The 23,608-nt window shown below is 71.7% G+C and carries 25 protein-coding genes; 11 read left to right on the forward strand and 14 right to left on the reverse strand.

What is annotated here, in order from left to right:
• Positions 1-47: 47 nt before the first annotated feature.
• Positions 48-1,877 carry a translational GTPase TypA gene (gene typA, locus E0493_RS16055; RefSeq protein WP_160938256.1) on the reverse strand — a complete coding sequence of 610 codons (1,830 nt, stop codon included), beginning with the start codon at positions 1,875-1,877 and terminating at the stop codon, positions 48-50.
• A 206-nt stretch (positions 1,878-2,083) separates the two neighbouring features.
• Positions 2,084-2,503, reverse strand: coding sequence for a hypothetical protein (locus E0493_RS16060; protein ID WP_160938257.1), 420 nt, complete (start codon positions 2,501-2,503; stop codon positions 2,084-2,086).
• A gap of 76 nt (positions 2,504-2,579) precedes the next feature.
• Between E0493_RS16060 and E0493_RS16065 the strand changes: the two genes are divergently transcribed.
• Positions 2,580-2,996: a DUF3775 domain-containing protein gene (locus E0493_RS16065; protein ID WP_160938258.1), complete on the forward strand. Its 417-nt coding sequence runs from the start codon at positions 2,580-2,582 to the stop codon at positions 2,994-2,996.
• A 54-nt stretch (positions 2,997-3,050) separates the two neighbouring features.
• Here E0493_RS16065 and E0493_RS16070 read toward each other — a convergent pair whose 3' ends face one another.
• From E0493_RS16070 to E0493_RS16100, 8 genes are all read right to left on the reverse strand, one after another.
• Positions 3,051-3,785 carry a DUF1194 domain-containing protein gene (locus E0493_RS16070; RefSeq protein WP_160938259.1) on the reverse strand — a complete coding sequence of 245 codons (735 nt, stop codon included), beginning with the start codon at positions 3,783-3,785 and terminating at the stop codon, positions 3,051-3,053.
• A 263-nt stretch (positions 3,786-4,048) separates the two neighbouring features.
• Positions 4,049-4,903, reverse strand: coding sequence for a c-type cytochrome biogenesis protein CcmI (ccmI, locus tag E0493_RS16075; RefSeq protein WP_160938260.1), 855 nt, complete (start codon positions 4,901-4,903; stop codon positions 4,049-4,051).
• Entirely contained in the window at positions 4,900-5,364 is a 465-nt protein-coding gene (locus tag E0493_RS16080; RefSeq protein WP_160938261.1) for a cytochrome c-type biogenesis protein, read from the reverse strand. The genes ccmI and E0493_RS16080 overlap by 4 nt, the downstream gene beginning before the upstream one ends.
• Positions 5,364-5,927, reverse strand: a complete 564-nt coding sequence (locus E0493_RS16085; RefSeq protein ID WP_160938262.1) for a DsbE family thiol:disulfide interchange protein — start codon at positions 5,925-5,927, stop codon at positions 5,364-5,366. The genes E0493_RS16080 and E0493_RS16085 overlap by 1 nt, the downstream gene beginning before the upstream one ends.
• A 61-nt stretch (positions 5,928-5,988) precedes the next feature.
• Complete coding sequence (locus tag E0493_RS16090; protein WP_160938263.1) at positions 5,989-7,950, reverse strand: heme lyase CcmF/NrfE family subunit; 1,962 nt, start codon at positions 7,948-7,950, stop codon at positions 5,989-5,991.
• 10 nt (positions 7,951-7,960) lie between these two features.
• Positions 7,961-8,503, reverse strand: coding sequence for a cytochrome c maturation protein CcmE (ccmE, locus tag E0493_RS16095; RefSeq protein ID WP_367614526.1), 543 nt, complete (start codon positions 8,501-8,503; stop codon positions 7,961-7,963).
• Positions 8,500-8,646 carry a hypothetical protein gene (locus E0493_RS23470; protein WP_235913824.1) on the reverse strand — a complete coding sequence of 49 codons (147 nt, stop codon included), beginning with the start codon at positions 8,644-8,646 and terminating at the stop codon, positions 8,500-8,502. The genes ccmE and E0493_RS23470 overlap by 4 nt, the downstream gene beginning before the upstream one ends.
• Positions 8,647-8,710: 64 nt before the next feature.
• The gene (locus E0493_RS16100) at positions 8,711-9,508 is read right to left on the reverse strand and encodes a heme ABC transporter permease (protein WP_408889033.1); all 798 of its coding nucleotides are present in this window, start codon (positions 9,506-9,508) and stop codon (positions 8,711-8,713) included.
• A 117-nt stretch (positions 9,509-9,625) separates the two neighbouring features.
• On the opposite strand from E0493_RS16100, the gene E0493_RS16105 reads away from it, so the two are divergent.
• The 3 genes from E0493_RS16105 to E0493_RS16115 all read left to right on the forward strand — a co-directional run bounded on the left by E0493_RS16105 (position 9,626) and on the right by E0493_RS16115 (position 11,253).
• Positions 9,626-9,922, forward strand: a complete 297-nt coding sequence (locus tag E0493_RS16105) for a YciI family protein (protein WP_160938266.1) — start codon at positions 9,626-9,628, stop codon at positions 9,920-9,922.
• Positions 9,922-10,353: an EVE domain-containing protein gene (locus E0493_RS16110; protein WP_160938267.1), complete on the forward strand. Its 432-nt coding sequence runs from the start codon at positions 9,922-9,924 to the stop codon at positions 10,351-10,353. The genes E0493_RS16105 and E0493_RS16110 overlap by 1 nt, the downstream gene beginning before the upstream one ends.
• A gap of 663 nt (positions 10,354-11,016) precedes the next feature.
• The gene (locus E0493_RS16115; RefSeq protein ID WP_160938268.1) at positions 11,017-11,253 is read left to right on the forward strand and encodes a hypothetical protein; all 237 of its coding nucleotides are present in this window, start codon (positions 11,017-11,019) and stop codon (positions 11,251-11,253) included.
• 12 nt (positions 11,254-11,265) lie between these two features.
• Here E0493_RS16115 and E0493_RS16120 read toward each other — a convergent pair whose 3' ends face one another.
• Positions 11,266-11,679 (reverse strand): hypothetical protein, encoded by a 414-nt coding sequence (locus tag E0493_RS16120; protein WP_160938269.1) that lies wholly within the window; start codon positions 11,677-11,679, stop codon positions 11,266-11,268.
• 187 nt (positions 11,680-11,866) lie between these two features.
• Between E0493_RS16120 and E0493_RS16125 the strand changes: the two genes are divergently transcribed.
• The 7 genes from E0493_RS16125 to E0493_RS16155 all read left to right on the forward strand — a co-directional run bounded on the left by E0493_RS16125 (position 11,867) and on the right by E0493_RS16155 (position 18,813).
• The gene (locus tag E0493_RS16125; RefSeq protein WP_160938270.1) at positions 11,867-12,217 is read left to right on the forward strand and encodes a Rieske (2Fe-2S) protein; all 351 of its coding nucleotides are present in this window, start codon (positions 11,867-11,869) and stop codon (positions 12,215-12,217) included.
• A gap of 113 nt (positions 12,218-12,330) precedes the next feature.
• Positions 12,331-14,265 carry an acetate--CoA ligase gene (gene acs, locus E0493_RS16130; RefSeq protein ID WP_160938271.1) on the forward strand — a complete coding sequence of 645 codons (1,935 nt, stop codon included), beginning with the start codon at positions 12,331-12,333 and terminating at the stop codon, positions 14,263-14,265.
• 97 nt (positions 14,266-14,362) lie between these two features.
• Entirely contained in the window at positions 14,363-15,298 is a 936-nt protein-coding gene (locus E0493_RS16135) for a 2-dehydropantoate 2-reductase (protein ID WP_160938272.1), read from the forward strand.
• Positions 15,295-16,161 (forward strand): aldose 1-epimerase family protein, encoded by an 867-nt coding sequence (locus E0493_RS16140; RefSeq protein WP_160938273.1) that lies wholly within the window; start codon positions 15,295-15,297, stop codon positions 16,159-16,161. The genes E0493_RS16135 and E0493_RS16140 overlap by 4 nt, the downstream gene beginning before the upstream one ends.
• Before the next feature lie 307 nt (positions 16,162-16,468).
• Positions 16,469-17,233 carry a 2OG-Fe(II) oxygenase gene (locus E0493_RS16145; RefSeq protein WP_202397164.1) on the forward strand — a complete coding sequence of 255 codons (765 nt, stop codon included), beginning with the start codon at positions 16,469-16,471 and terminating at the stop codon, positions 17,231-17,233.
• Positions 17,234-17,249: 16 nt separating this feature from the next.
• Positions 17,250-18,305, forward strand: a complete 1,056-nt coding sequence (locus E0493_RS16150) for a glycosyltransferase (RefSeq protein WP_160938274.1) — start codon at positions 17,250-17,252, stop codon at positions 18,303-18,305.
• A gap of 82 nt (positions 18,306-18,387) precedes the next feature.
• Positions 18,388-18,813: a cupin domain-containing protein gene (locus E0493_RS16155; RefSeq protein ID WP_367614527.1), complete on the forward strand. Its 426-nt coding sequence runs from the start codon at positions 18,388-18,390 to the stop codon at positions 18,811-18,813.
• A gap of 79 nt (positions 18,814-18,892) precedes the next feature.
• On the opposite strand, the gene E0493_RS16160 is transcribed toward E0493_RS16155, so the two are convergent.
• Genes E0493_RS16160 through E0493_RS16170 form a run of 3 tightly spaced genes read right to left on the reverse strand, consistent with a single transcriptional unit; the run spans position 18,893 to position 23,542 of the window.
• Positions 18,893-20,053, reverse strand: coding sequence for a DegT/DnrJ/EryC1/StrS family aminotransferase (locus E0493_RS16160; RefSeq protein ID WP_160938275.1), 1,161 nt, complete (start codon positions 20,051-20,053; stop codon positions 18,893-18,895).
• A gap of 40 nt (positions 20,054-20,093) precedes the next feature.
• On the reverse strand, positions 20,094-21,578 hold the full coding sequence (locus tag E0493_RS16165) for a nucleotide sugar dehydrogenase (protein ID WP_235913825.1): 1,485 nt from the start codon (positions 21,576-21,578) through the stop codon (positions 20,094-20,096).
• Entirely contained in the window at positions 21,575-23,542 is a 1,968-nt protein-coding gene (locus tag E0493_RS16170) for a polysaccharide biosynthesis protein (RefSeq protein WP_160938276.1), read from the reverse strand. Before E0493_RS16170 ends, E0493_RS16165 begins: the two co-directional genes overlap by 4 nt.
• Positions 23,543-23,608: the final 66 nt, after the last annotated feature.

Below are 23,608 nucleotides of genomic sequence, written 5' to 3' on the forward strand. Positions count from 1 at the left end.
TCCCCTCAACGAAAAAGGGGGAGCCGAAGCTCCCCCTTGCCGGTGGCTCACGCCGCCTCGCTCTCGGCGCGGCGGGCGTGCTTCTTGCGCTCGTGCGGGTCGAGGTGGCGCTTGCGCAGGCGCACGGCGGAAGGCGTCACCTCCACCAGCTCGTCGTCCTCGATGTAGGCGATGGCCTGCTCCAGGCTCATCCGGCGCGGCGGGGTCAGAAGCAGGGCCTCATCCTTGCCGGCGGCGCGGATGTTGGTGAGCTTCTTCTCCTTGATCGGGTTCACCTCAAGGTCGTTCTCGCGCGAATGCTCGCCGAGGATCAGCCCGACATAGACCTTGGCGCCCGGATCGACGAAGAGCGTGCCGCGCTCCTGCAACGAGAACAGCGAGTACTGCACCGCCTCGCCATCCGAATTGGAGATCAGCGAGCCCTTCACCCGGCCCTCGATCGGCCCGGCCCAGGGCTGGTAGCCCAGGAACAGCCGGTTCATCATGCCGGTGCCGCGCGTGTCGGTCATGAACTCGCCGTGGTAGCCGATCAGGCCGCGCGAGGGGATGTGGAAGGTCAGGCGCACCTTGCCGCCGCCGGAAGGGCGCATGTCCTGCATCATGCCCTTGCGGAGGGACATCTTCTCGACGACGACGCCGGAGAACTCCTCGTCCACGTCGATCACGGCCTCCTCGTAGGGCTCCTCGCGCTCGCCCGTCTCCGGGTTCGTCTGGGTGAGCACCCGCGGGCGGCCGATGGTCAGCTCGAAGCCCTCGCGGCGCATGGTCTCGATCAGCACGCCGAGCTGCAGCTCGCCGCGGCCGGCGACCTCGAAGCTGTCCGCCTCCTCCGAATCCTTCACCCGGATGGCGACGTTGCCCTCCGTCTCCTTGTAGAGGCGGTCGCGGATCTGGCGGGAGGTGACCTTCTTGCCCTCGCGGCCGCCAAGCGGGCCGTCGTTGATGCGGAAGGTCATGCTCAGCGTCGGCGGATCGATGGGGATGGCGTGCAGCGGCTCCGCCACCTCGGGGGAGGCGATGGTGTCGGGGATCGTCGCGTCGGACAGGCCGGCGATGGCGCAGATGTCGCCCGCCTGCACCTCGTCCACCGGCACCCGGTCCAGGCCCGAAAAGGTCATCAGCTTGGTCAGGCGGCCGGTCTCGACCACGCTGCCGTCCTGCCGCAGCACGCGCACCGGCATGTTGGTGCGGGCCACGCCCTGCTCGATGCGGCCGGTCAACACGCGGCCGAGGAAGTTGTCCGCCTCCAGAATGGTGGCGTTCATCGCGAAGGGCTTGTCCAGCTCGACCTTGGGCGCCGGCACATGGCTCAGGATGAGGTCGAACATCGGCGACAGGTCCTGGCGGGGGCCTTCCAGCGTCGTGTCGGCCCAGCCCTGGCGGCCGGAGGCGAAGAGGGTGTGGAAGTCGAGCTGCTCGTCGGTGGCGCCAAGGGCGGCGAAGAGGTCGAACACCTCGTTCAGCACCTCGTCGGCGCGGGCGTCCTGGCGGTCCACCTTGTTGATGACCACGATCGGCTTCAGGCCGCGCGCCAGCGCCTTGGTCAGCACGAACTTGGTCTGCGGCAGGGGGCCCTCGGCGGCGTCGCACAGCACAATGGCGCCATCCACCATGGACAGGATGCGCTCCACCTCGCCGCCGAAGTCGGCGTGGCCCGGCGTGTCCACGATGTTGATCTTGACGCCCTTCCACTCGACGGCGGTGGACTTGGCGAGGATGGTGATGCCGCGCTCGCGCTCCAGGTCGTTGCGGTCCATGGCGCGCTCGGCCACGGCCTGGTTGGCGCGGAAGGCACCGGCCTGCTTCAGCAGGTTGTCGACGAGGGTGGTCTTGCCATGATCGACGTGGGCGATGATGGCGACGTTGCGCAGTTCCATAAGGCGGGCAGTCCCGGGGCTGCGCCGCCTGCGCACACAGCCCGGCGACCCTTCCGCAGGCATGCGGCGGGGTTCGGGCAGGGCTGGCCGGGCGGCTTGTTGCGCCGCACAGATAGGATGCCTGAGCGCAAAAAGCGAGCCTTTCGCGCATGATCACCCCGGCGGGACGCGCAGGGCAGCCCCGCCGCAGCGGTCAGAGAGGGTGGTCAGAGGCGATAAACAGCCTTGTTCGCGCCGCTGAACGGCCGCCGCGGGTTGAAGCGCTCCACCGCGCAGAGTTGCAGGGCCTGGTGCATGGCAGGGGCCGGGAAGTCCTCCGCCTCGGCCTGCGGGGCGGGAGCCGGTTGCCCGGCCGTGGGCCAGTAAGCCACACGCGAAGGCATGAAGGAGCGGAACAGGGGGCTCGACTCGGCGCAGGTGGGACCTGCGGCAGCGTCACTTTCCAGCGCGACCCGCTGGAAGGCGGCCGCGGGACTGGAGCCGGGGGCGAGCGATGCGGGGGTCAGCGAAGCCGTGGCCGCTGCAACAAGACCCGCCGCCATGAGGGGGAGCACGAGTGTCGGGCGCATGCCGGAAGAACGAGTCCTGGCCTGCATTGTTTGCCAGCCGCCTTGCAGTTCGCCCAACACAAAAGATTTTAAGAAACCGCCGGGCGGGCTACCGGCTTCGCGTGCCAGACCCGGATTTGGCGAGGAGAGACTGATGAGCGACACCCCGAGGGACGACGACAACGGCGCCGAGGTTGACCTGGGTGTCAGCCTGGAAACCGTTGCCACCGTGGTGGACCATCTTCGTGCCATCCAGGAGAGCGAGGACAGCGACGAGCTCGACACCGACGATGAGGACGGCAGCGACACCGAGCAGGATTTCGACGAGGACACCCTCGCCACCTTCATCGACGAGTTGAACGAGGACGAGCAGGCGGCGCTGGTGGCGCTGGCCTGGACCGGCCGCGGCGACTACGAGGCGGAGGAATGGGAGGAGGCGGTGCGCCTGGCCAAGGAGCGGGGTGCCGGCACCGACACGGCGGCCTATCTGCTGGGCATGGACATGGCGGGGGACCTGCTCGCCGAGGGGCTTGCCGCCTTCGGCATCGCCGTTGAGGACGTCGAGCGCTGAAAAGCCGCCCCGGCCCCCATCGCCGGGGGCCGGGGCGGCGCCAAGCGCCGGGCGTCAGACGTGTTCCAGCACCGGTCCGGGCAGGCCGGCGATCTCGCGGATCAGCTTGCGGCGCACCGCCGTGCCGAAGCTCTCGAAATCCTCCACCGATATCACGAAGGCCCCAGGGCCGCCGATCACCGCCTCGGCGTAGTACTGGTCCAGCGGCAAGGCCGGGCGGCGGCCAAAGGTGGGGCGGTCGTTCATGATCGGCAGGCCGTTGATCACGACGCCCTGGGCGACCGCCGCGTCGCGCGCGCCTTCCACCGGCGGGCCCGAGTTGTTCACGCCGTCGCCCGAGATGTCGATCACCCGGCGCAGGCCTTCGAAGGGCGCTTCCGCCAGCATCTGAGCGCTGAAGGTGATGCCGTTGGAGATCGAGGTCCAGGAGAGCGAGGCATGCGGCGCCTCGGCGAGCGCGCTGGCCCATCCCTCGGCGTCGCGCTGGCTGGCGATCCGCCGCCAGGGCAGCACCTGCCGCTGGTACTCGGCGCCCGCCCATTCGACATAGGTGACGCCGATCGCCCCCAGCATGCCGCCCTGGATCGCCTCGACCACCCTGGGATCGGTCATGGCGGCGCGATAGCCTTCCCGTTGCAACCGGGCCTCGTCCTCGTCCACCGAGCGTGAAACATCCACCGCAAGCACCAGCAGGACATCCACCGCTTCCTCGGCGCGGAGCGGGCGGGGGAGCCATGCGCCGGCCCAGGCGAGGCCCGCCGTCGCTGCCAGCATGGAACGTCGCCGCATCATCCGCCTCCTGGCTGATCCAGGTCAGAAAAGCCGTTGCGCGGAAAAATGCTGCAACCGTTGCTTGCACAAGATTGTGCGGATGCCGTTCCGTTCCGGCTGCCTGGGTGGCCAGAAGAGTGCCTCGGAAGCAAGCCGTCGCGGGAGCGGAAATTCAGGTCGGGCCCGCAAGGCTTTCCGCGGGATCCGTGGTCGTTGCCGCCACGGCGAAGCCTCCGGAGGGCGAAAGCTTCCGGAGGGCGAACGTTTCCACCGGGCCAGCCTCAGGGCAAGGCGTCGAGCCGTTGGCGCAGCAGCCTGCGCCAGGGCGAATCCGGCGGCAGCGCGGCCATCAGGGTGGTCCAGGCCGCCCGCGCCGCCTCGGGGCGGCCCGCCTGCGCGTCGGCCATGCCGCGCAGGAAGCGGAGCTGCGGGGAGTTCGGCTCCACCGCCAGTGCCTTGTCCAGCAGTGCTGCAGCCCGGTCGAATTGGCTAAGCTCGATCCGCAGGCCCGCCAACTCGGCCGCCAGGTCGGGATCGAAGCGGGTGCCGAGGGCGTGTTCCCAGGCTTCGGCGGCGGCGGTCAGGCGGCCTCTTCCGCGCTGGGCGTTGCCGAGAAGGATCCAGCCCTGGCGCGCCGCCTCGCTTCCGGGCGGCAGCTGCTCGATCCGGCTGCGCAGCTGCGCCAACAGCGCCTCCTCCCGCGCCGCCTCCGCCGCGCGCTCGCGGAAGGGAGCGGCGGGAATGTCGGGGTGGCCGCCCCAGAGATAGATCCCGAAGCCGGCCGCCGGAACCAGGAACAGCGACGCCGCCAGCAACGCGGCGCCCCCCGAGAGGGCGCCGGGTGTAGTCCTGGGTGTGGTCCGGGGGGTAGCCCCTGGAGAGCCCCGTGTGGCGCGGCTGGCGGGAACGGTTTCCGGCGTGGCGAGCAGGCGGCGCTGCACCTCCACCACGGCGGCGCGGTGGGCGCTCTCCTCCAGGCGACCCGCCTCGCGCTCGCGCTCCAGCTCGGCGAGCTGGGCCCGGTAGAGGGCGAGGTCGGCCTCGCGGCGGCCGGTCAGGCGAGCGGGGCGGAGCAGGGCGAAGGCCAGCGGCGCCAGGACGAGCGCGGCCAGTGCCAGGAACAGCAGCCAGATCATTCCGCCGGGTCTTTCTCCAGCGCGGCGAGGCGCGCCTGTTCCTCGGCCGAGAGGGGCAGGGGCTCGGGCGCCGCGCCGCGCCGACGGAGCAGCAGGATGGCGGCCAGCCCGCCGCCCAGCGCCAGCACCGGCATGCCCCAGAGCGCGGCCGTCAGCAGGTTGAAGGGGGGGCGCAGCAGCACGAAGTCGCCGTAGCGTGCATGGAGGTAGTCGATCACCGCGGCGTCGCTGTCGCCCGCCGCCACCCGTTCGCGCACGATATGGCGCAGGTCTCGCGCCAGGTCGGCGTGGCTGTCCTCGATGGACTCGTTCTGACAGACCAGGCAGCGAAGCTGCCGCCCGATCTCCTGGGCGCGCTGCTCCTGCGCCGGATCGGGCAGCATCTCGGAGGGCGAGCTCACGGCAAGCGCCAGCGGCAGCCAGACCGCCAGCAGCGCCAGCGCCAGCAGCAGGCGGCGCATCAGGCGTAGTGCCTGAGCAGGGCGCGCACGTCCTGCTCCAGCACCTCCGGAGTGATCGGCCCGGCCCAGCGCCAGCGGATGACGCCCTTGCGGTCGACGAAATAGGTCTCCGGGACGCCATAGACGCCCCAGTCGATCGCCACGCGGCCCGGCTCGTCCCGCCCGAGGCGCTGGAAAGGGTTGCCATGCCGGGCCAGGAAGGCCATCGCCGCCTCGGGCTTGTCCTTGTAGTTCACGCCGTAGACCGCGACGCCCTCGCGCTTCAGGCGCATGAGCTGCGGGTGCTCGACCACGCAGGGCACGCACCAGCTCGCCCAGAAGTTCACCAGCACCGGGCCTTCGAGGTTCTGCAGGTCGGCGCTGGCGAGCAGCGGAAGGCCGGACGGCACCAGCGGCGGCAGGCTGAACTCGGGCGGGGTCCGGCCCACCAGGGCGGAGGGCACGCCGTGCGGATCATACTCGCCGGTGCCGAGGCCGCGCAGCATCGCGTAGAAGCCGAGGCCGCCGGCCGCCGCGACACCCAGCGGCGCCAGCATCAGCACGCGGCGGGAGGTCATCGGCATTCAGGGCCTCCGAAGGAGAAAGGCTGGGGAAGGAATTCCCCCCGGAATCTCCCGCCGGCCGTCATGCCGCCGCCTTCGCCGCGCCACGCGGCGCCGGTGCCGCCACGCGGATGCGCCGGTCCGTCAGGGAAAGCGCGCCGCCCAGCGCCATGATGCCGCCGCCGAACCAGATCCAGGACGCCAGCGGATTGTAGTGCAGGCGCAGCACGGCGGCGCCGTTCTGCTCCTCGCCCATGACGGCGTAGAGGTCGGCAAGGAAGGTGGTGTGGATGGCGGCCTCGGTGGTGGTGGTGCGGCCCACCGGAAAGAAGCGCCGCTCCGGCGTCATTACCGTGACCAGATCGCCGTTCCGAAGCACCGTGACCGTGGCGCGGCGGGCCGTCCAGTTGGGGCCGATGGCATCCGCCACCTTGTCCAGCCGCCATTCGTAGCCCGCGAGGGAGAGGCTCTGCCCCGGCTGCACCGCGGCGAGCCGGTCGCTGGCCAGGCCCATGCCGGCGATGCCGAGCACCGAGACGCCCAGCCCGGCATGCGCCAGGGCTCCCCCCCAGGCGGCCCGCGGCAGGCCCAGGGCGCGGCCCCAGGCGGCGGCCGGGCGGCGAAACAGGCCGATGCGGTCGGCAAGGTCGGCGAGGGCGCCGCAAACCAGCCACAGGCCGCCGCCGATGCCGAAGGCCGGACCGATGCGCCAGCCGGCGAAGGCCAGCACCAGCGCCACGCCGCCCGCGGCGATCAGCGCCGCCCACCACAGCCGCTGCAGCACGGGCCAGAGCCGGGCCCGCTTCCAGGGCAGCAGCGCGCCGGCCGCCATGGCCAGGATCAGCGGCACCGCGAGCGGCAGCAGGGCGGTGTTGAAGAAGGGCGGCCCGACCGAGATCTTCTGCTGGAACAGCAGGTCGGCGAACATCGGCCAGAGCGTGCCGCTCAGCACCACGGCCGCCATCGAGCAGAGCAGCAGGTTGTTCAGCACCAGCCCGCCCTCGCGGGAGAGGGGCGCGAACATGCCGGTGGGCGCCATGGAAGGTGCCCGCCAGGCGAAGAGGGCGAAACTGCCGCCGACATAGAAGAGCAGCAGCCCGAGGATGAAGACGCCGCGCGCCGGGTCATTGGCGAAGGCGTGCACCGAGTTCAGCACGCCCGAGCGCACCAGGAAGGTGCCGAGCAGCGAGAAGCCGAAGGCCAGCAGCGCCAGCAGCACCGACCAGACCTTCAGTGCCTCGCGCTTCTCCACCACAACGGCGGAGTGCAGCAGCGCCGTTCCGGCCAGCCAGGGCAGCAGGGAGGCGTTCTCCACCGGGTCCCAGAACCAGTAGCCGCCCCAGCCCAGCTCGTAATAGGCCCAGTAGGAGCCGAGGGTGATGCCGAGCGTCAGGAAGCACCAGGAGCCGAGCGCCCAGGGGCGCACCCAGCGGCCCCAGGCGGCGTCCACCCGCCCCTCGATCAGCGCCGCGACCGCGAAGGCGAAGGTGACGGCGTAGCCCACGTAGCCGAGGTAGAGCATCGGCGGGTGGAAGGCGAGGCCGGGATCCTGCAGCACGGGGTTGAGCCCCTGGCCGTCCGGCGCCGGCGGCCAGACGCGGCCGAAGGGGTTGGAGGTGGCCAGGATGAACACCAGGAAGCCCACCGCCACCAGGCCCAGCACGCCGAGCACCCGGGCGCGCAGGGCGCCGGGCAGGGCCCGTCCGAACGCCGCGACGGCGCCGCCGCACAGCGCCAGGATCATCACCCAGAGCAGCATCGAGCCCTCGTGGTTGCCCCAGGCGCCGGCCACCTTGAAGAGCAGCGGCTTGGCCGAGTGGCTGTTCTGCACCACGGTGATGACGCTGGTGTCGTTCACCACGAAGGCGGTGATCAGGGCCAGAAAGGCCGCGCCGACCGCCAGCAGATGGCCGAAGGCCAGGGGCGCGGCGGCGGCCATCAGCCGCGGCTCGTTGCGGGCCGCGCCCAGGATGGGCAGCACCGTCTGCGCCAGCGCGAGCGCCAGCGCCAGCGCCAGGGCGAAATGGCCGAATTCGCCGATCATCAGGCGCTCCTCAGGTTCCCGGCCGGGCCGGCTTGGCCGGTGCGGCGGAAGCGGCCGCCGGCTCCAGCGTGTTCCAGGAGGCGGCCGGCGGCGGCGCCCCCTTGGCGGGATCCCAGTGGCCGGTGCGCTTCAGCGCGTCGGCCACTTCGGGGGGCATGTAGGTCTCGTCGTGCCGGGCCAACACCTCGCTGGCGCGGAACAGGCCGTCCGGGCCGAGCTTGCCCAGCGCCACCACGCCCTGCCCCTCGCGAAACAGGTCCGGCAGCACGCCGACATAGGTCACGGGAATGGCGGCAGGGCCATCGGTGACGCGAAAGCGGGCCTCGGGCTTGCCGTCAGGCGTCTGGTCGCGTTGCAGGCTGCCGGCCTCCACCAGGCCGCCGAGGCGGAAGGCGCGCTCCGGGCCGGGATGCCTGGCGGCGATGTCGCTGGGCGCCAGGAAGAAGACCAGGTTGTCCTGGAAGGCGGTCAGCGCCAGCGCGGTGGCGGTGCCGAGGCCAAGCCCGGCCAGCACCACGATCCACAGCCGCCGCCGCTTGCGCGAGAGCTTCACCCCTGCCTCCTTTCCCGCGGGCCGAGCAGCGCGAGCCGCCGCTTGGCCGCCGCGTGCCGCCGCGCCGCCAGCGCGGCCATGGCGCCGAAGCCGAACGCCGCGAGCGCCCAGGAAATCACCACGTGCCACCAGTGTTGCGTCATACCGGCACCGCCGTTCCCGCCACATTGACCTGTGTCAAGCGACGCGTGGCCGCCGCACCGCCGCTCATGCGCCCACCTCGTGGCGGCGCGCCTGGGCGAGCTGGAGCTGCCGTACCCGCTTCTCCATCACCGCCGCGCGGGTGCGGGCCAGCACCAGGGCGGCGAAGGCCAGGGTGAAGCCGACCGTGCAGGCCAGCAGGGGGTAGAGCATGTCCACATGCATGGCCGGACCGTCCAGCCGCATGACCGATTCCGACTGGTGCAGCGTGTTGAACCAGTCCACCGACCACTTGATGACGGGCAGGTTCACCGCGCCGATCAACGCCAGGATGGCGCCGGCGCGGGCACCGCGCTCCTCGTCGTCGAAGGCGCGCACCAGGGCGGCATGGCCGATCCAGAGAAAGAACAGCACCAGCACGGAGGTCATCCGCGCGTCCCAGGCCCACCAGGTGCCCCACATCGGCCGGCCCCAGAGGCTGCCGGTGGCGAGGCAGAGCGCCGTGACCATGGCGCCCGCCGGGGAAAGCTCGCGCGCCGCGAGGTCGGCCAGCGGGTGCCGCCACACCAGCGAGAGCAGCGAGGCCACGGCGAGCCCGGCATAGCCGCCCATCGCCAGCCAGGCCATCGGGACATGCACGTACATGATCCGCACCGTCTCGCCCTGCTGCCAGTCCGGCGGCGAGAAGAGCAGCGCCCAGGCGGCGCCCACCGCCAGCACGAGGAGCGCCGCGCCCCAGAGCCAGGGCAGCAGGCGATCGGTCAGCCGCAGGAAGCGGCCGGGATTGGCGAAGCGGTGCAGCGTGCCGCCGCCGCGGGCGGCGGCCAGGGCAACGGGACGGGGGCGGGGCGGCAGGGTGCTCACGGGGCGCAACCTAGGCCCTCGCGCGGCCGGATTGAAGCCGTTCGCGCACGCGGTTACGTCATGCAACAGCCGCGCGCGGAGCGGTTCCGCCGCCGCCATGCAGAAGGAAGCCTGACCATGCTGTTCGCCATCATCTACGAGGACAAGCCCGGCGTGCTGGACCAGCGGGCGGCGGCCCGCCCCGCGCACCTGGAGTACCTCACCGCCCGGGCGGCATCCGTCGCGCGGGGCGGTGCCATGCTGGACGCCGAGGGCAAGCCCTGCGGCAGCCTGATCCTGGTCGAGGCGCCCGACCTCGCGGCCGCCGAGAAGATCGCCGCCGAGGATCCCTACACCCAGGCCGGGCTGTTCCAGCGCGTCACCGTGCGGGCCTTCCGCCAGGTCTTCGCCAATGGCGAGCGCCTCGCCGGCTGATGGCCTACTGGCTGGTCAAGAGCGAGCCGGACGCCTTTTCCTGGGACCAGCAGGTGGCGAACGGCACCGAGCCCTGGACCGGCGTGCGCAATGCCCTGGCGGCGAAGCACCTGCGTGCCATGCGCGCCGGCGACCGCGCCTTCTTCTATCACTCCAACCTGGGAAAGGAGATCGTCGGCGTGGTCGAGGTGGCGCGCGAGGCCTATCCCGACCCGACCGAGGAAGTCGCCCAGGGCAAGGCGCCGCGCTGGTGCTGCGTGGACATGCGCGCGGTGGGTGCGGTGCCCGCGCCGGTGACGCTGGCCGCCATCAAGGCCGAGCCGGCACTGGCGGAACTTGCGCTGATCCGGCAGTCCCGCCTTTCGGTGATGCCGGTCTCGCAGGAACACTGGGTGCTGCTCTGCCGGATGGGCGGCTGGGCGGCGGGCTAAGGCTTCGGCGCAATCGCGCGCGCTGGGTTTGGAGGCGCTGTCCCTGAACCAGGGCTTCGAAAACGAAGGTGGGAATCGGGAGGCATTCGATGCCTCCGATCGATGGGGGAGGGCCGGGAGGAGCGACGCCTCTCCCGGGCCTTTCACGCCGTCAGGTGGGCATGCAGGATGCTGCCGCCCAGAAAACAAGCAGGGCGGTGCCGCCCAACGCCTCGGCGATGCGGCCGAGCCGGGTGCCGAGCAGGCGCGACGGAGACGGCGCGCCGATTGCCCAGCCCCGCGCCGCGTCTCGGTCTTGCCGGGCCGCAATGCGGCGCACCGGGCCACGCGCCGAAGGCAGGAGCCTGTTGACTCGGTTCCGCCTGGATGGCGGTGGCTACTTCCCGATGCCGGGCCAGGAGACGCTTCGTGCCGGTGCGTCAAACTGCCCATTGAAATCAAGTAATTGTCCGTTTGTCGGAGATTTCACGCCCGGGCTACAGGCCCATGCCGCGCCATGCCGCGCCATGCCGCGCCATGCCGGCAAGTGCCGGCGCCGCGTTCCGTCCCGGATCCTCCTGTGCAGGGTGACGTCGCCGCCAGATCGGCCATGTCCGCGCTTTCATGCATCGGGGGCGCAGGGCCGGCGTTGAGGGCGGCAAGGAAAACCGGAGTTCTCCTGCCATGCGCATCGCTGTTTTCGCTGTTCTCGCCCTGGGCCTCACCGCCGCGCTGCCGGCCGCCGCCAAGGAAGGCGGCTGCGCAAAGGATGGTGCCGTGGGCGCGGTGGCCGGGCACTTCGTCGGCAAGGGCCATGCGGTGGCCGGTGCGGCGGCGGGCTGTGCCGTCGGCGTGCACCGCCGTCACCAGGCGGAGCATCGCCAGGAGCAGCAGCGGCAGAACCAGGATCCGAAGGGCTGAGGCCCTCCAGGCCTAGCGGCCGCCGAACCAGGGCGTGCGGCCGCGCCGGAAGTCGGGTTCGGCGGCGGGGTCCGGGGGCTGGTTCTGCAGGAAGGGCGTGGGGTCCACGTAGACCTGAACGCCGCTGCCCTGGGACGATGAGTCGCCCGGCATGCCGCGGCGGCGGAAATCGCGCTCGATATCCTCGTGGCCGAGGTAGCGCCCTTCCCGGTCGTAGTAGCGCCGGACCCCGCCCCCGGCGGACCGCTCGGAGCGGCCTTCGTACCGCCCCCAGGGGTCGTAGTAGCGAGTCGGGCCGGATGGGTGTCCGCTTTGTCCGTAGAAGCGGCCATGCCCATCGAAATCGGGCCGCGGCTGTGCCTGCGCCGGCTCGGTCAGGCCCAGCAGCAGTGCCAGCGCCAGGGCGTGGCGTTCCAGTCGTCGCATCCGTGCCTCCCTCCACATGCTCAGGCTGCGCGCTTCTGGTGAAGAAAGGCTGAAGCAGGTGGGGCGTTCCGTGCGGCGGGAGAATCCGGGCAAGAGCCTGCCGGCAGCCGGCTTGCGGTAGTGAAGCCGGGAGGGAGGGCGCCAGGCTGGCTTGCCTTCCGCTTGCGCCTGCGCCATCCCCGGCGGAATGAGCGATGCGCGCGCCCTGTGCCGGCTGGACGAGATCCCGGAGGGAAAGGCCCGCGGCTTTCCAGGTCCGGAGGGCGGTTTCATCGGCCTGCTGGCGGTGCGGCGGGCCGGGCGGGTGTTCGTCTACGTGAACTCCTGCCCGCATGTCGGTGTGCCGTTGGAGGTCATGCCGGACCGCTTCCTTGACGGGCCGGGCCGGATGATCGTTTGTGCCGTGCATGGCGCGCGCTTCCGCATCGAGGACGGCTTCTGCGTCTCCGGTCCCTGCGCGGGGGACAGCCTGGAAGTGGTGGAGGCGCAGGTTGATTCCGAGGGCACCGTCTGGGTGCCGGCGGATGCAGGCACCTGAAACCGGCGGCCTTCCGTGGCACTTGACGTGCCTCAGGGCGGCTTGGCCCAATATGCGCTGAATACGCGGCGCGCCGCCGCATGGGCGGGAAGCGGAACGGGGAGGAACAAGACATGCCCGATGATGCGCTGATCACGGTGAAGCCCGAGCTGGCGCAGGGTGCCAAGGTGGATGCCGCGCGCTACCGGACCATGATGGCCGAGGCCCTGCGCGACCCGGAGGGCTTCTGGCGCGAGGAGGCGAAGCGCGTCGCCTGGATGACGCCGCCGACCAAGATCAAGAACACCAGCTTCACCGGCGACGTCTCCATCAAGTGGTTCGAGGACGGCGTGCTGAACGCCTCCGTCTCCTGCCTCGACCGGCACCTGGAGAGCCGCGGCGACCAGGTGGCGATCATCTGGGAAGGTGACGACCCGGAAACCGACGCCAAGGTCACCTATCGGGACCTGCATGAGCGGGTCTGCCGCCTGGCCAGCGCCATGAAGGGGCTGGGGGTGAAGAAGGGCGACCGCGTCACGCTCTACCTTCCCATGATCGTCGAGGCGGCGGTGGCGATGCTGGCCTGCGCCCGCCTCGGCGCGGTCCACTCGGTGGTGTTCGGCGGCTTCTCGCCCGACAGCCTCGCCTCCCGCATCGAGGATTGCGAGAGCACGCTGCTGATCACCGCCGACGAGGGCCGCCGCGGCGGCCGCAAGGTGCCGCTCAAGACCAATGCCGACGAGGCGCTGAAGTCCTGCCCCACGGTGCAGAACGTCATCGTGGTGCGCAACACCGGCGGCGAGGTGCCGATGCAGGCCGGGCGGGACCATTGGTACCACGAGCTCTGCGCCCAGGCCTCGCCGCAATGCGAGCCGGAGCCGATGAACGCGGAGGACCCGCTGTTCATCCTCTACACCTCCGGCTCCACCGGCAAGCCGAAGGGCGTGCTGCACACCACCGGCGGCTATCTCGTCTGGGCCGGCTTCACGCATGAGCTGGTCTTCGACTACCGCCCCGGCGAGGTCTTCTGGTGCACCGCCGATGTCGGCTGGGTCACCGGCCACACCTACATCGTCTATGGCCCGCTGGCGAACGGCGCCACCACGCTGATGTTCGAGGGCGTGCCGAACTGGCCGGGTATCGACCGCTGCTGGCAGGTGGTGGACAAGCACCAGGTCAACATCTTCTACACCGCGCCGACGGCCATCCGCAGCCTGATGCGCGAGGGCGAGGCGCCGGTGCGGAAGTGGTCCCGCAAGTCGCTGCGCATCCTCGGCAGCGTCGGCGAGCCGATCAACCCGGAGGCCTGGCTCTGGTACTACCGCACCGTCGGCGAGAGCCGGCTGCCGGTGGTGGACACCTGGTGGCAGACCGAGACCGGCGGCATCCTGATCTCGCCGCTGCCCTTCGCGGTGGACCAGAAGCCCGGCTCCGCCACCCTGCCGCTGCCCGGCGTGCAGCCGGCCCTGGTGGACAATGAGGGCAACATCCTGGAAAGCGCGACCGAGGGCAACCTCGTCATCCTCGACTCCTGGCCCGGGCAGATGCGCACCGTCTTCCGCGACCACGAGCGCTTCATCCAGACCTACTTCTCCACCTTCCCCGGCCGCTACTTCACCGGCGACGGCGCCCGGCGCGACGCGGACGGCTACTACTGGATCACCGGCCGCGTGGACGACGTGCTGAACGTCTCCGGCCACCGCATGGGCACGGCCGAGATCGAGAGCGCGCTGGTCGCCCACCCCAAGGTGGCCGAGGCGGCCGTGGTGGGCATGCCGCATGCGCTGAAGGGCCAGGGCATCTACTGCTACGTGACGCTGAAGTCGGGCGAGGAACCCACCGAGGCGCTGCGCAAGGAGCTGGTGGCCTGGGTGCGCAAGGAAATCGGGCCGATCGCCGCGCCGGATGCCATCCAGTGGGCGCCGGGCCTGCCCAAGACCCGCTCGGGCAAGATCATGCGCCGCATCCTGCGCAAGATCGCCGCCAACGAGACCGACAGCCTCGGCGATACCTCCACCCTCGCCGATCCGACCGTGGTGCAGGACCTGATCAGCAACCGCGTCGGGTAAGCAGAAAGGCCGGGGGAAGGAATTCCCCCGGACCCCATCTTTTTTCTGTCAGTTGGGCGCGGCCGGACCGATCGGCGGCACAAGGGAAGAGTAGGCCATGCGGATCCTGGTTCTCGGCGCGGGTGCGCTCGGCGGCTATTACGGGTCCCGGTTGCTGGAGGCGGGCGCCGATCTCGCCTTCCTCGTGCGGGCACGCCGGCAGGAACAGCTCCGCCGGAACGGGCTGGTCGTGCACTGCCCGGTCTTCGGCACCACGCAGCGCGCCGTCACGGCGCTGCAGGCGCAGGAGGTGCAGCCCGGCTGGGACCTCGTGCTGCTGACCTGCAAGGCCTATGACCTGCAAGACGCCATCGCCGCCATCCGCCCCGCCATCGGGCCGGAGACGGCGATCCTGCCGGTGCTGAACGGCATCGCGCATGTCGCCAGGCTGCGGGAGGCCTTCGGGGAGGCGGCGGTGCTCGGCGGCGTCGCCCGCATCGCGGCCACCCTCACGCCGGAGGGCGAGGTGCGGAACCTTGGCCAGTGGCGCACCCTGACGGTGGGCGAGCTGAACGGGCGCATCACGCCGCGCGTCACCGACTTCGTCGCGCTGGCCGCCAAGGGCGGCATCCAGGCCGAGGCGGCGCCCGATATCCGCGGCGCGCTCTGGGCCAAGCTGGTGATGCTCGGCACCCTGGCGGGCGCCACGGTGCTGATGCGCGGCACGGTCGGGCAGATCCTGCGCGCGCCGGGCGGCCCCGGCTTCCTGCGCAGCCTGCTGGAGCGCAATGCCGCCATTGCCGCGCATCACGGCGCGCCGCTGGCGCCCAAGGTGCTGGAGACCATCCAGGACATCTTCGCCGACCCGGCCAGCAAGCTGACCGCCAGCATGCTGCGCGACCTCGAAGGCGGCGGGCGGATCGAGTCGGACGCCATCCTGGGCGAACTGCTGGAAGGCGCGCGCCGCGCCGGCATCGATCCTGCGCTGCACGAGCTCATCATGCTGCACGCCCGCACCTACGAGCAGCGCCGCGCCGAGGAAGCCGGCCCGTGACCGACCGCCATCGCATCGGCAACGAGCAGCTCGCCGCAACCGTGCAGGCGCATGGCGCGGAGCTGGTCAGCCTGCGCAACGACAGGGGGATCGAGCTGCTCTGGCATGGCGGCCCGGAATGGCGCCGCCATGCGCCGGTGCTGTTCCCCATTCTTGGCAAGCTGGCTGGCGACACGCTGCGCCATGCCGGCCGGACCTACCGCCTGCCGCAGCATGGCTTCGCCCGCGACCGCCGCTTCGAGTGGGTGGAGCGCGAACCCGGGCGGTGCCGCCTTCGCCTCGTCTCCGACGAGGAGAGCAAGGCCGCCTTCCCCTTCGCATTCGCGCTCGAACTCGCCTATGCCGTGGCGGACACGCGGCTCACCGTCACCGCCACGGTGACCAACCCCGGACGAGGGGCGCTGCCCTTCTCGATCGGCGCGCATCCCGCCTTTCGCTGGCCCCTGGTGCCCGGCCTGCCGAAGGAGCGGCACCAGCTGACCTTCGAGGCGCCCGAGCCCGGCCCGGCGCATTACCTGCAGGGCGGCCTGCTCGGGCCGGAGGAGCCCTCGCCGGTCCGGGGCCGCGAACTGCCTCTTTCGCCGGTGCTGTTCGCCCGCGACGCGGTGATCCTCCCCGGCCTCGCCAGCCGCGCGGTGCGCTTTGCCGCCGAGGACGGACCGGCGCTGCGGGTGAGCTGGGAGGGCTACCGTGATCTCGGCCTCTGGTCCAAGCCGGAAGGAGCGGATTTCCTCTGCATCGAGCCCTGGCACGGCACCGCGAGCCCGCTGGACTGGGATGGCGACTTCAGCACCAAGCCGGGAGTTCTCACGCTGGCAGCGGGTGAAAGCCGCGACTTCACCTGGGCAGTCACGCCGGAATAACCGGCGGGGACGATGCTGCGCGCGCGAAGTCTCCGGCCCCTTCCTGTTGAAGCTTTTCGGCAAGGATCGGGACGAATGCTTTCCCGGCGCCATCGCCATCGGCAAACTCGCGCGACCTTCATCATATTCATTGGCTTCCTCCATCAAGGATCTGGAGAAGGAGGAGCTATCCGCTGCGGGAGGTTCATGAAATCGGGCAATAGGCGCCGCTCTACCTCACGCTTTTCTTCCGAATATTAATCATTACTAATCATGAACGCGTAAGATTTTCTGTATTGCTGAAGCGCCATCATGGTTGAAGCTTCGCATGGTGCCGCTGCCGGGCCGCTTCGCGGCGGTGGCCCCGCCGTTCCGGAAGGACAAGGCGATGATTTCGAGCGTGGAAGCCTCCAACATCGGCAAAGCCGGCGCCGCCGGGGAAACGACGGCACCGGCCATCCAGGGCGCCCTTGAGCTCGGCAGACTGCGCGCCGCGCCTCTTCACAGCGACCCCTACCCCTTTGTCATCGCGCATGGCGCACTGCGCCCGGCAGCGCTGCCGGCGCTGCGGCGCGACTTCCCGATGCTGCGGCAGACAGGCTTCCATCCCACCGACAGCTTCACGCCGGAAGGTGCCTTCGCCGCCCTGCTGCGCGAGCTGGAAGGTCCCGAGATTGCCACCGTGCTGAGCGAAAAGCTCGGTGTGGACCTGGCCGGCCTGCCGCGGCTGATCACCGTACGCCGGCTTTCTGCCGCGCATGAAGGGCGCATCCACACCGACAGCGCCAGCAAGGTGGCGACGCTTCTGCTCTATCTGCACGAAGGCTGGAGCGCGCCGAACGGGCGGCTGCGCATCCTGCGCGGCCCTGGCAGCTTCGAGGACTATGTCGCCGAGGTCAGTCCGCAGGAGGGCAACATGCTCGCCTTCCTGCGCTCGGACCATTCCTGGCATGGCCACACGCCCTTTGTCGGCGAACGGCGCGTGGTGCAGGTCGCCTGGCTGCGGGACGCTTCGGAACTGGAGCGCAAGCGGCGCCGCCACGGGCTTTCTCACTTCCTGCGCCGCCTGATGGGCCGGGAGCAGCGCGCCTGACCGGCTGTTCCGCCGCATGAGGGTCGCGCATGTCCTGGGCAGCGCCGGGCGCGGCGGGGCGGAGGGCTTCTTCGAGCGGCTCTGCATCGCGCAGGCCGCCGCCGGGGAGGAGATCCTGCCGGTGATCCGCCACGAGCCGGGCCGCGCCGCCCGGCTGCGCGCGGCGGGGCTGGCGCCTGTGGAACTGGGCTTCGGCGGCTACCTCGACCTGCGCACCGGGCCGCGGCTGGAGCGCCTGCTGCGTGCCTTCCGCCCGGATGTGGTGGTCGCCTGGCAGAACCGCGCCAACCGCTTCGTGCCGCGCGGGCGGCGGCTGGGCGGGCCCTGGCCGCTCGCCGGCCGGCTCGGCGGCTACTACGACCTGCGCTACTACCGCCGCTGCGACCATGTTCTCGGCAACACGCAGGGGCTGCGGACCTGGCTCCTGCGGGAGGGCTGGCCGCCGGAGCGGGCGCATGCCCTGCCCAATTTCGTGCCCGACCTCGCCGGCGCCGCGCCCGCCCTGTTGCCGGCCCCTCCTGGCATGACGCGCCTCCTGGCGATGGGCCGGCTGCACCGCAACAAAGGCTTCGACACGCTGCTGGGTGCCCTGCCGCGGCTGCCGGGAATGCATCTCTCGCTCGCCGGCGAGGGGCCGGAACGGGCGGACCTGGAAAGGCTGGCGCGCAAGCTGGGGGTGGCGGATCGCCTGGCCATGCTGGGCTGGCGCGTGGATGCCGGCGCCCTGCTCGCGGGCTGCGACCTGTTCGTCTGCCCGAGCCGCCATGAGCCGCTCGGCAATGTCGTGCTGGAGGCCTGGTCCGCCGGACGCCCGGTGGTCGCCGCCGGGGCGGCCGGGCCGGCCGAGCTGATCGCCCAGGGCATCAACGGGGTGCTGGTCCCTCGGGAGGATGCAGCGGCGCTGGCGCAGGCCATCGCCGCACTGGGCGCGCAACCGGAGCGGGCGGCGGCCCTCGCGGCCGCGGGGCGCGCCGCCTATGCCCGGGACTATGCCGAGGCGCCGGTGCTGGCGCGCTGGCGGGCCTTCCTGGAGACGGTGGCGGGCACGAAGCCGGTTGGAAGGGCGGCGTGACAGGCGCGCAGGCCGCCGCCGGCGAATTCCTTTCCTGCCCGAATCCAGATAGCCTGCTGCCCGCAGCGGGGAGGGACGTTCCGTGGTGGAGCTGATCCGTATCGGCCAGCTTGAGATCCGGTTCCTGCAGGCGAGGGAGCAGACCGGGGGCAGGCTCGACATGTTCGAGTTCGCCGTGCCGGCGAAGGCTAGGGTTCCGGTGGCGCATTACCACCGCGACTACGACGAGACGATCTACGGCCTGTCCGGCGTGCTGACCTGGAAGCTGGATGGCGCAAGGCATGAGGTCGGCCCCGGCGAGACCCTCTTCATCCCGCGCGGGGCGGTGCATCACTTCGCCAACCAGCATGAGGAGACCGCCCGCGCCCTGGCGGTGCTGACACCCGGGCTGATCGGGTCCGCCTATTTCCGCGAACTGGCTGCGCTGATCGCGCCGGGCGCCCCGCCGGACCCGGCGCGGGTGCGGGCGGTGATGCTGCGCCACGGTTTGGAGCCGGTGCCCGACTGAGCCGGCAGGTGTGCGCGATGCGGAGGCCTGGAGGAGCTGAGAGCTCCCCCAGCGAGGTGCAGGGGCGGAGCCCCGGCCGTCACAGCCCGGCGATGACCGCCTCCGCAACCCGCCCGGCCTGCTCTTCGTCGAGATAGGGATGCATCGGCAGCGCCAGGATCCGCTGGCAGACGGTCTCGCTGACCGGCAGCGGCGGGGACTGGCGCAGGCCGGCCGCATGGGCGGCGGCATAGGCCGGCTGATGGTGCAGCGGCTTCGGGTAGTAGATGGCGCTGGGCACGCCGCGCGCCTGCATCGCCGCCTGCACGCGCCCGCGCGTCTCCGCATCCGGCAGCAGGATGGAATAAAGCCCCCAGGCGCTGTCCGCGCCGGCCTGCGTGCCGGGCACGGTGACATGCTTCGCCAGCCGCTCGGCGTACCAGCCCGCGATGCGGGTGCGCGCCTTCAGTTCCTCCTCCAGCAGCGGCAGCTTGCAGAGCAGGATGGCGGCCTGGATGGTGTCCAGCCGGCCGTTCATGCCGGTGCGCTCCACCTCGTAGCGGGTCTTGCCCTCGCCATGGGTGCGCAGCGAGCGGTAGAGTTCGGCCCGGGCGGCGTCGTTGGTCAGGATGGCGCCGCCGTCGCCGTAGCAGCCGAGCGTCTTGGTCGGGTAGAAGCTGAGCGCGGTGGCATCGGCCCAGGCGCCGAGCCGCTTGCCGCCCAGCGCGCCGCCAAAGGCCTGCGCGGCGTCATCAAGGGCGAACATGCCCTCGGCGCGGCAGATCTCCTCCAGCGCGGGCCAGTCGGCGGGGCGGCCGAAGAGGTCCACGCCGATCACGGCGCGCGGCCGCAGCCGGCCTTCCTCCTTCACCAGCGCGATGCGCCGCTTCAGGTCCTGAAGGTCGATGTTGAAGCCGTCCTCCGCGATGTCCACGAAGACCGGCGTGGCGCCGAGCACCAGCGGCACCTCGGCGGTGGCGGTGTAGGTGAAGGCGGGCAGGAAGACGGCGTCGCCCGGGCCGATGTTCTCGGCCATCATGGCGATCTGCAGCGCGTCGGTGCCGGAGGAGACACCGACGGCATGGGCGACGCCGGCGAACGCGGCCAGCTTCGCCTCCAGCTCGCGCACGTCCGGCCCGTTGATGAAGGCGCCGCTGTCCAGGATGGCGGCGATGCGGCGGTCGATCTCGGGGCGGATCAGCGCCTGCTGCGCCTTCATGTCGAACAGGGCGATCGGGCGCGGGGAAGTCTCGGCACTCATCGGCGGGAAGGCTCCGTCACTGCGGCCCGGGCACGGAGGCTCAGGCCTGGATGACGGGGTGATAGGCCGGTTCCGCCGGCTGTGGGAAATCACCGCGCGTTTCAACGGGCAATGTTGGGGGCAGGGCGGGGCCGGTTTCCACCGCCGCGTCGGGGTAGACGCCGCGGGTGTCCACGATCAGGCGGGCATGGCGGCGCAGCGCGGCGAAATCGATGCCGGGCTGCGGCGTGACGATCAGCACGGCGTCCTGGGCGGCGACGAAGCCGGGGTCGAGCGGCTGGCTCTGCAGCGCGGGCGCGCCATGCGGGGCGGCGAAGCGCGGCACCAGCGGGTCGTGGTAGGCGCATTCGACGCCGCGTCCGCCGAGCAGGCGGAGGATCTCGATCGCCGGGCTCTCGCGCGTGTCGGGCACGCCGGGCTTGTAGGCGAGGCCGATCAGCAGCACGCGGGCGCCGCGCAGGGGCATGCCGCGCGCATCCAGCGCGTCGCGCAGGCGGCCAAAGACGTAGGCGGGCATGGCGTCGTTCACCCGGCCGGCGAGTTCCACGAAGTCGCTGGGCACGCCCAGCTCGCGCGCCTTCCAGGCAAGATAGTAGGGATCAACCGGGATGCAGTGGCCCCCCAGCCCGGGACCAGGCCGGAAGGGCATGAAGCCGAAGGGCTTGGTGGCGGCGGCGTCGATCACCTCCTGCACGTCCAGCCCGAGGGCGTGGCTGATCCGCTTCAGCTCGTTGACCAGGCCGATGTTCACCGCGCGGAAGACGTTCTCGTAGAGCTTCACCAGCTCGGCGGCGCGCAGGGAGGAGACCGGCACCAGCGCGCCCGCCGCCGCGCCGTAGAGCGCCTTGCCCACGGCGAGGCAGGCCGGCGTGGCGCCGGCCACCAGCTTCGGCACGCGGCCCACCGTGCCCTCGGGGTTGCCGGGGTCCTCGCGCTCGGGGCTGTAGATGGCGAAGGCGTTCCGGCCCACGGCCAGCCCGGCGGCGGCCAGGGCGGGAAGGACGAACTCCTCGGTGGTGCCGGGATAGGTGGTGCTTTCCAGCGCGACGGCCTGGCCAGGGCGGAGATGGGGCGCCAGCGCCGCCAGCGCCGCCCGCACCGGGCCGAGCTCCGGCTCCTTGTGGGGGCCGAGTGGTGTCGGCACGCAGATGACCAGGGCGTCGCAGCCGCGCGCCGCTTGCATGTCCGTGTAGGCCAGCAGGCCGGCGGCGGCGACGCGCGCATCGGCGATGCCATGCAGCGGGCTCCGCCCGGCGGCGACCGCGGCGACCTTGGCGGGATCAATGTCGAAGCCGGTGACGGGAAAGCCCAGCTCGGCGAAGCGCAGCGCCAACGGCAGGCCGACATAGCCGAGCCCGACCACGCCGATGCGCGCGGTGCGGGCCTCCAGCCGCGCGATCAGGTCGGCGGCGGGATCCTCGGGCAGCCGCATGGCCTCCGCGGCCTGCCGCAGAAGCTCCAGCGAGTCCGGCCGGGCGGGTGCCGTGCCGAGAAGGGTGGCGGGGGGCTCGCTGGATGGGGTCATGCGTGTGCCACGGGGGCCGTGCCCGGGTTGTGGTCGAATTCGGGAACCAGCCGGGCGAGCTGCGCCAGCGCCGCCTCGGCATTGCCGCCGCGCGCGGCGGCGGCGATCTCGTCAATGGCGCGGCCGACCAGGGCGGCATCGGCGGTGCGCGGCGTGGCCACCAGCAGCCCGGGAAACTGCGTGGGATGCGGCGGCTCCTGGCCGTGGAACAGTTCCTCGTAGAGCTTCTCGCCCGGGCGCAGGCCGGTGAAGCGGATCTCCACGTCCTCGTCCGGCCGCAGCCCGGCGAGGCGGATCATGCGCCGGGCCATGTCCACGATCTTCACCGGCTTGCCCATGTCGAGCACGAAGATGCCGCCATCGGCCAGCTCGGTCGGCTGGTCCTGCCGGCGGCCGGCGCCGGCCGCCTCGGCGCCGCGGAACCCCTCCGCGTCGGCCATGCCGACCACGCTGGCCTGCAGCACCAGCCCCACCGCCTCGCGCACCGTCATGAAGTAGCGGCGCATGTCGGGATGGGTGACGGTGAGCGGACCGCCGCGTTCGAGCTGGCGGCGGAACAGCGGCACCACCGAGCCGGTGGAGCCCAGCACGTTGCCGAAGCGCACGGTGACGCAACGCATGCCGCCGGCGCGGCGCGCCTGCATGTCGAGCGCCTGGCAGTACATCTCGGCCAGCCGCTTGCTGGCGCCCATCACGCTGGTCGGGTTCACCGCCTTGTCGGTGGAGATGAAGACCATCGCCCGGCAGCCCACCGCGCGCGCCGCATCGGCCACCACGCGGGTGCCGAGGGCGTTGGTCAGCAGCCCTTCCAGCGGGTCGTTCTCCACCATCGGCACGTGCTTCAGCGCGGCGGCGTGGAACACCAGCTCGGGCCGCTCCACCTCCATCAGGCGGGCGATGCGGGCGGCATCGCGCACATCGGCCAGCATGGCGCGGCGCGGCACGCCGGGATGGTTCTCGGCCAGCTCCAGGTCGATGCCGTAGAGGGCGAACTCGCCATGGTCGAGCAGGATGAGCTGCGCCGGGCCGAGGGCCGCCACCTGCCGCGCCAGCTCGCCGCCGATGGTGCCGCCGGCGCCGGTGACCAGCACGCGGCGGCCCTGCACCAGCCGGGCCATGCCCTCGCGGTCGAGCGGCACCTGCGGGCGGTCGAGCAACTCCTCGATGGCGACGGGGCGCAGGTCGAAGCGGCGGACCACGGTGGAATCGCGCCGCGCCGGGTCGAGCGCGGTCAGGCGCGGCGCGCGCTTCACCGGCACGCCGTGGCGGTCGGCGGCGTCCAGCAGCTCCTCCAGCGCCGGGCCCTGCAGGTCGGGGTCGGCGAGGACGATGGCGCCGGGCAGGCGCAGCTCGGCGCGCAGCCGGTCGAGCACCTCGCCCGCCTCCTCCAGCCCGCCCAGGATCGGATGGCCGTGGATGCGGCGGCCGGCGGCGCGCGGCCGGCGGGCCAGGATGCCGATGACGCGGTAGCCCGGCGCGCGCTGCTGCAGCAGGGCCCGGATGAAAAGGTCGGCGGCATCGCCGGTGCCGACCAGCAGCACCGGCTGCGCCGGCGCCTCGCTGAGCGGGCCGACGCGGTGCACCTGCTTCAGCGGCGCCAGAATGCGCGGCGCCAGCAGCAGGGCGGAAAGGGTGCCGGCATGGATCAGCGGAAAGGCGGGGTTGCCCGGCGCCCAGGCATCGGTGGCGTAGAGGCCGAGGGCGAAGAGCATGGCGCCGCCGATGCCGGCGCCGACCACCGCGACGAGATCCTTCAACCCGGCGAAGCGCCAGTATTGCTGCGGCAGCCGCACCGGCACGCCGGCCAGCAGCAGCGCCGCCACGCCGCCGGGCAGCGCGCCCAGCCACCACAGGGCGGGCGGAGGCCAGTCGCCCGGCGCGGCCATCCAGACCGCGAGCGGCAGGGCAAGGGCGGCCAGCAGCGAATCGAGGCCAAGGTTCAGCAGGATGCGGGGGAGGGCCATGATTGCCGCGTATAGGCGCCGCGCCGCGAGGGGTGAAGGATCGCCGCGCGGCCTCCCGCCCCGCAA

It is taken from the genome of Teichococcus coralli, from assembly GCF_009829925.1.
Classification (GTDB): domain Bacteria; phylum Pseudomonadota; class Alphaproteobacteria; order Acetobacterales; family Acetobacteraceae; genus Pseudoroseomonas; species Pseudoroseomonas coralli.

What these genes read in the sequence shown, in the direction of transcription:
- typA (WP_160938256.1), bottom strand. Translation starts at nt 1,877, where the DNA reads ATGGAACTGCGCAACGTCGCCATCATCGCCCACGTCGATCATGGCAAG.
- E0493_RS16065 (WP_160938258.1), top strand. Translation starts at nt 2,580, where the DNA reads ATGAGCGACACCCCGAGGGACGACGACAACGGCGCCGAGGTTGACCTG.
- E0493_RS16070 (WP_160938259.1), bottom strand. Translation starts at nt 3,785, where the DNA reads ATGCGGCGACGTTCCATGCTGGCAGCGACGGCGGGCCTCGCCTGGGCC.
- ccmI (WP_160938260.1), bottom strand. Translation starts at nt 4,903, where the DNA reads ATGATCTGGCTGCTGTTCCTGGCACTGGCCGCGCTCGTCCTGGCGCCG.
- E0493_RS16080 (WP_160938261.1), bottom strand. Translation starts at nt 5,364, where the DNA reads ATGCGCCGCCTGCTGCTGGCGCTGGCGCTGCTGGCGGTCTGGCTGCCG.
- E0493_RS16085 (WP_160938262.1), bottom strand. Translation starts at nt 5,927, where the DNA reads ATGCCGATGACCTCCCGCCGCGTGCTGATGCTGGCGCCGCTGGGTGTC.
- E0493_RS16090 (WP_160938263.1), bottom strand. Translation starts at nt 7,950, where the DNA reads ATGATCGGCGAATTCGGCCATTTCGCCCTGGCGCTGGCGCTGGCGCTC.
- E0493_RS23470 (WP_235913824.1), bottom strand. Translation starts at nt 8,646, where the DNA reads ATGACGCAACACTGGTGGCACGTGGTGATTTCCTGGGCGCTCGCGGCG.
- E0493_RS16105 (WP_160938266.1), top strand. Translation starts at nt 9,626, where the DNA reads ATGCTGTTCGCCATCATCTACGAGGACAAGCCCGGCGTGCTGGACCAG.
- E0493_RS16110 (WP_160938267.1), top strand. Translation starts at nt 9,922, where the DNA reads ATGGCCTACTGGCTGGTCAAGAGCGAGCCGGACGCCTTTTCCTGGGAC.
- E0493_RS16115 (WP_160938268.1), top strand. Translation starts at nt 11,017, where the DNA reads ATGCGCATCGCTGTTTTCGCTGTTCTCGCCCTGGGCCTCACCGCCGCG.
- E0493_RS16120 (WP_160938269.1), bottom strand. Translation starts at nt 11,679, where the DNA reads ATGCGACGACTGGAACGCCACGCCCTGGCGCTGGCACTGCTGCTGGGC.
- E0493_RS16125 (WP_160938270.1), top strand. Translation starts at nt 11,867, where the DNA reads ATGAGCGATGCGCGCGCCCTGTGCCGGCTGGACGAGATCCCGGAGGGA.
- acs (WP_160938271.1), top strand. Translation starts at nt 12,331, where the DNA reads ATGCCCGATGATGCGCTGATCACGGTGAAGCCCGAGCTGGCGCAGGGT.
- E0493_RS16135 (WP_160938272.1), top strand. Translation starts at nt 14,363, where the DNA reads ATGCGGATCCTGGTTCTCGGCGCGGGTGCGCTCGGCGGCTATTACGGG.
- E0493_RS16145 (WP_202397164.1), top strand. Translation starts at nt 16,469, where the DNA reads ATGGTGCCGCTGCCGGGCCGCTTCGCGGCGGTGGCCCCGCCGTTCCGG.
- E0493_RS16150 (WP_160938274.1), top strand. Translation starts at nt 17,250, where the DNA reads ATGAGGGTCGCGCATGTCCTGGGCAGCGCCGGGCGCGGCGGGGCGGAG.
- E0493_RS16160 (WP_160938275.1), bottom strand. Translation starts at nt 20,053, where the DNA reads ATGAGTGCCGAGACTTCCCCGCGCCCGATCGCCCTGTTCGACATGAAG.
- E0493_RS16165 (WP_235913825.1), bottom strand. Translation starts at nt 21,578, where the DNA reads ATGACCCCATCCAGCGAGCCCCCCGCCACCCTTCTCGGCACGGCACCC.
- E0493_RS16170 (WP_160938276.1), bottom strand. Translation starts at nt 23,542, where the DNA reads ATGGCCCTCCCCCGCATCCTGCTGAACCTTGGCCTCGATTCGCTGCTG.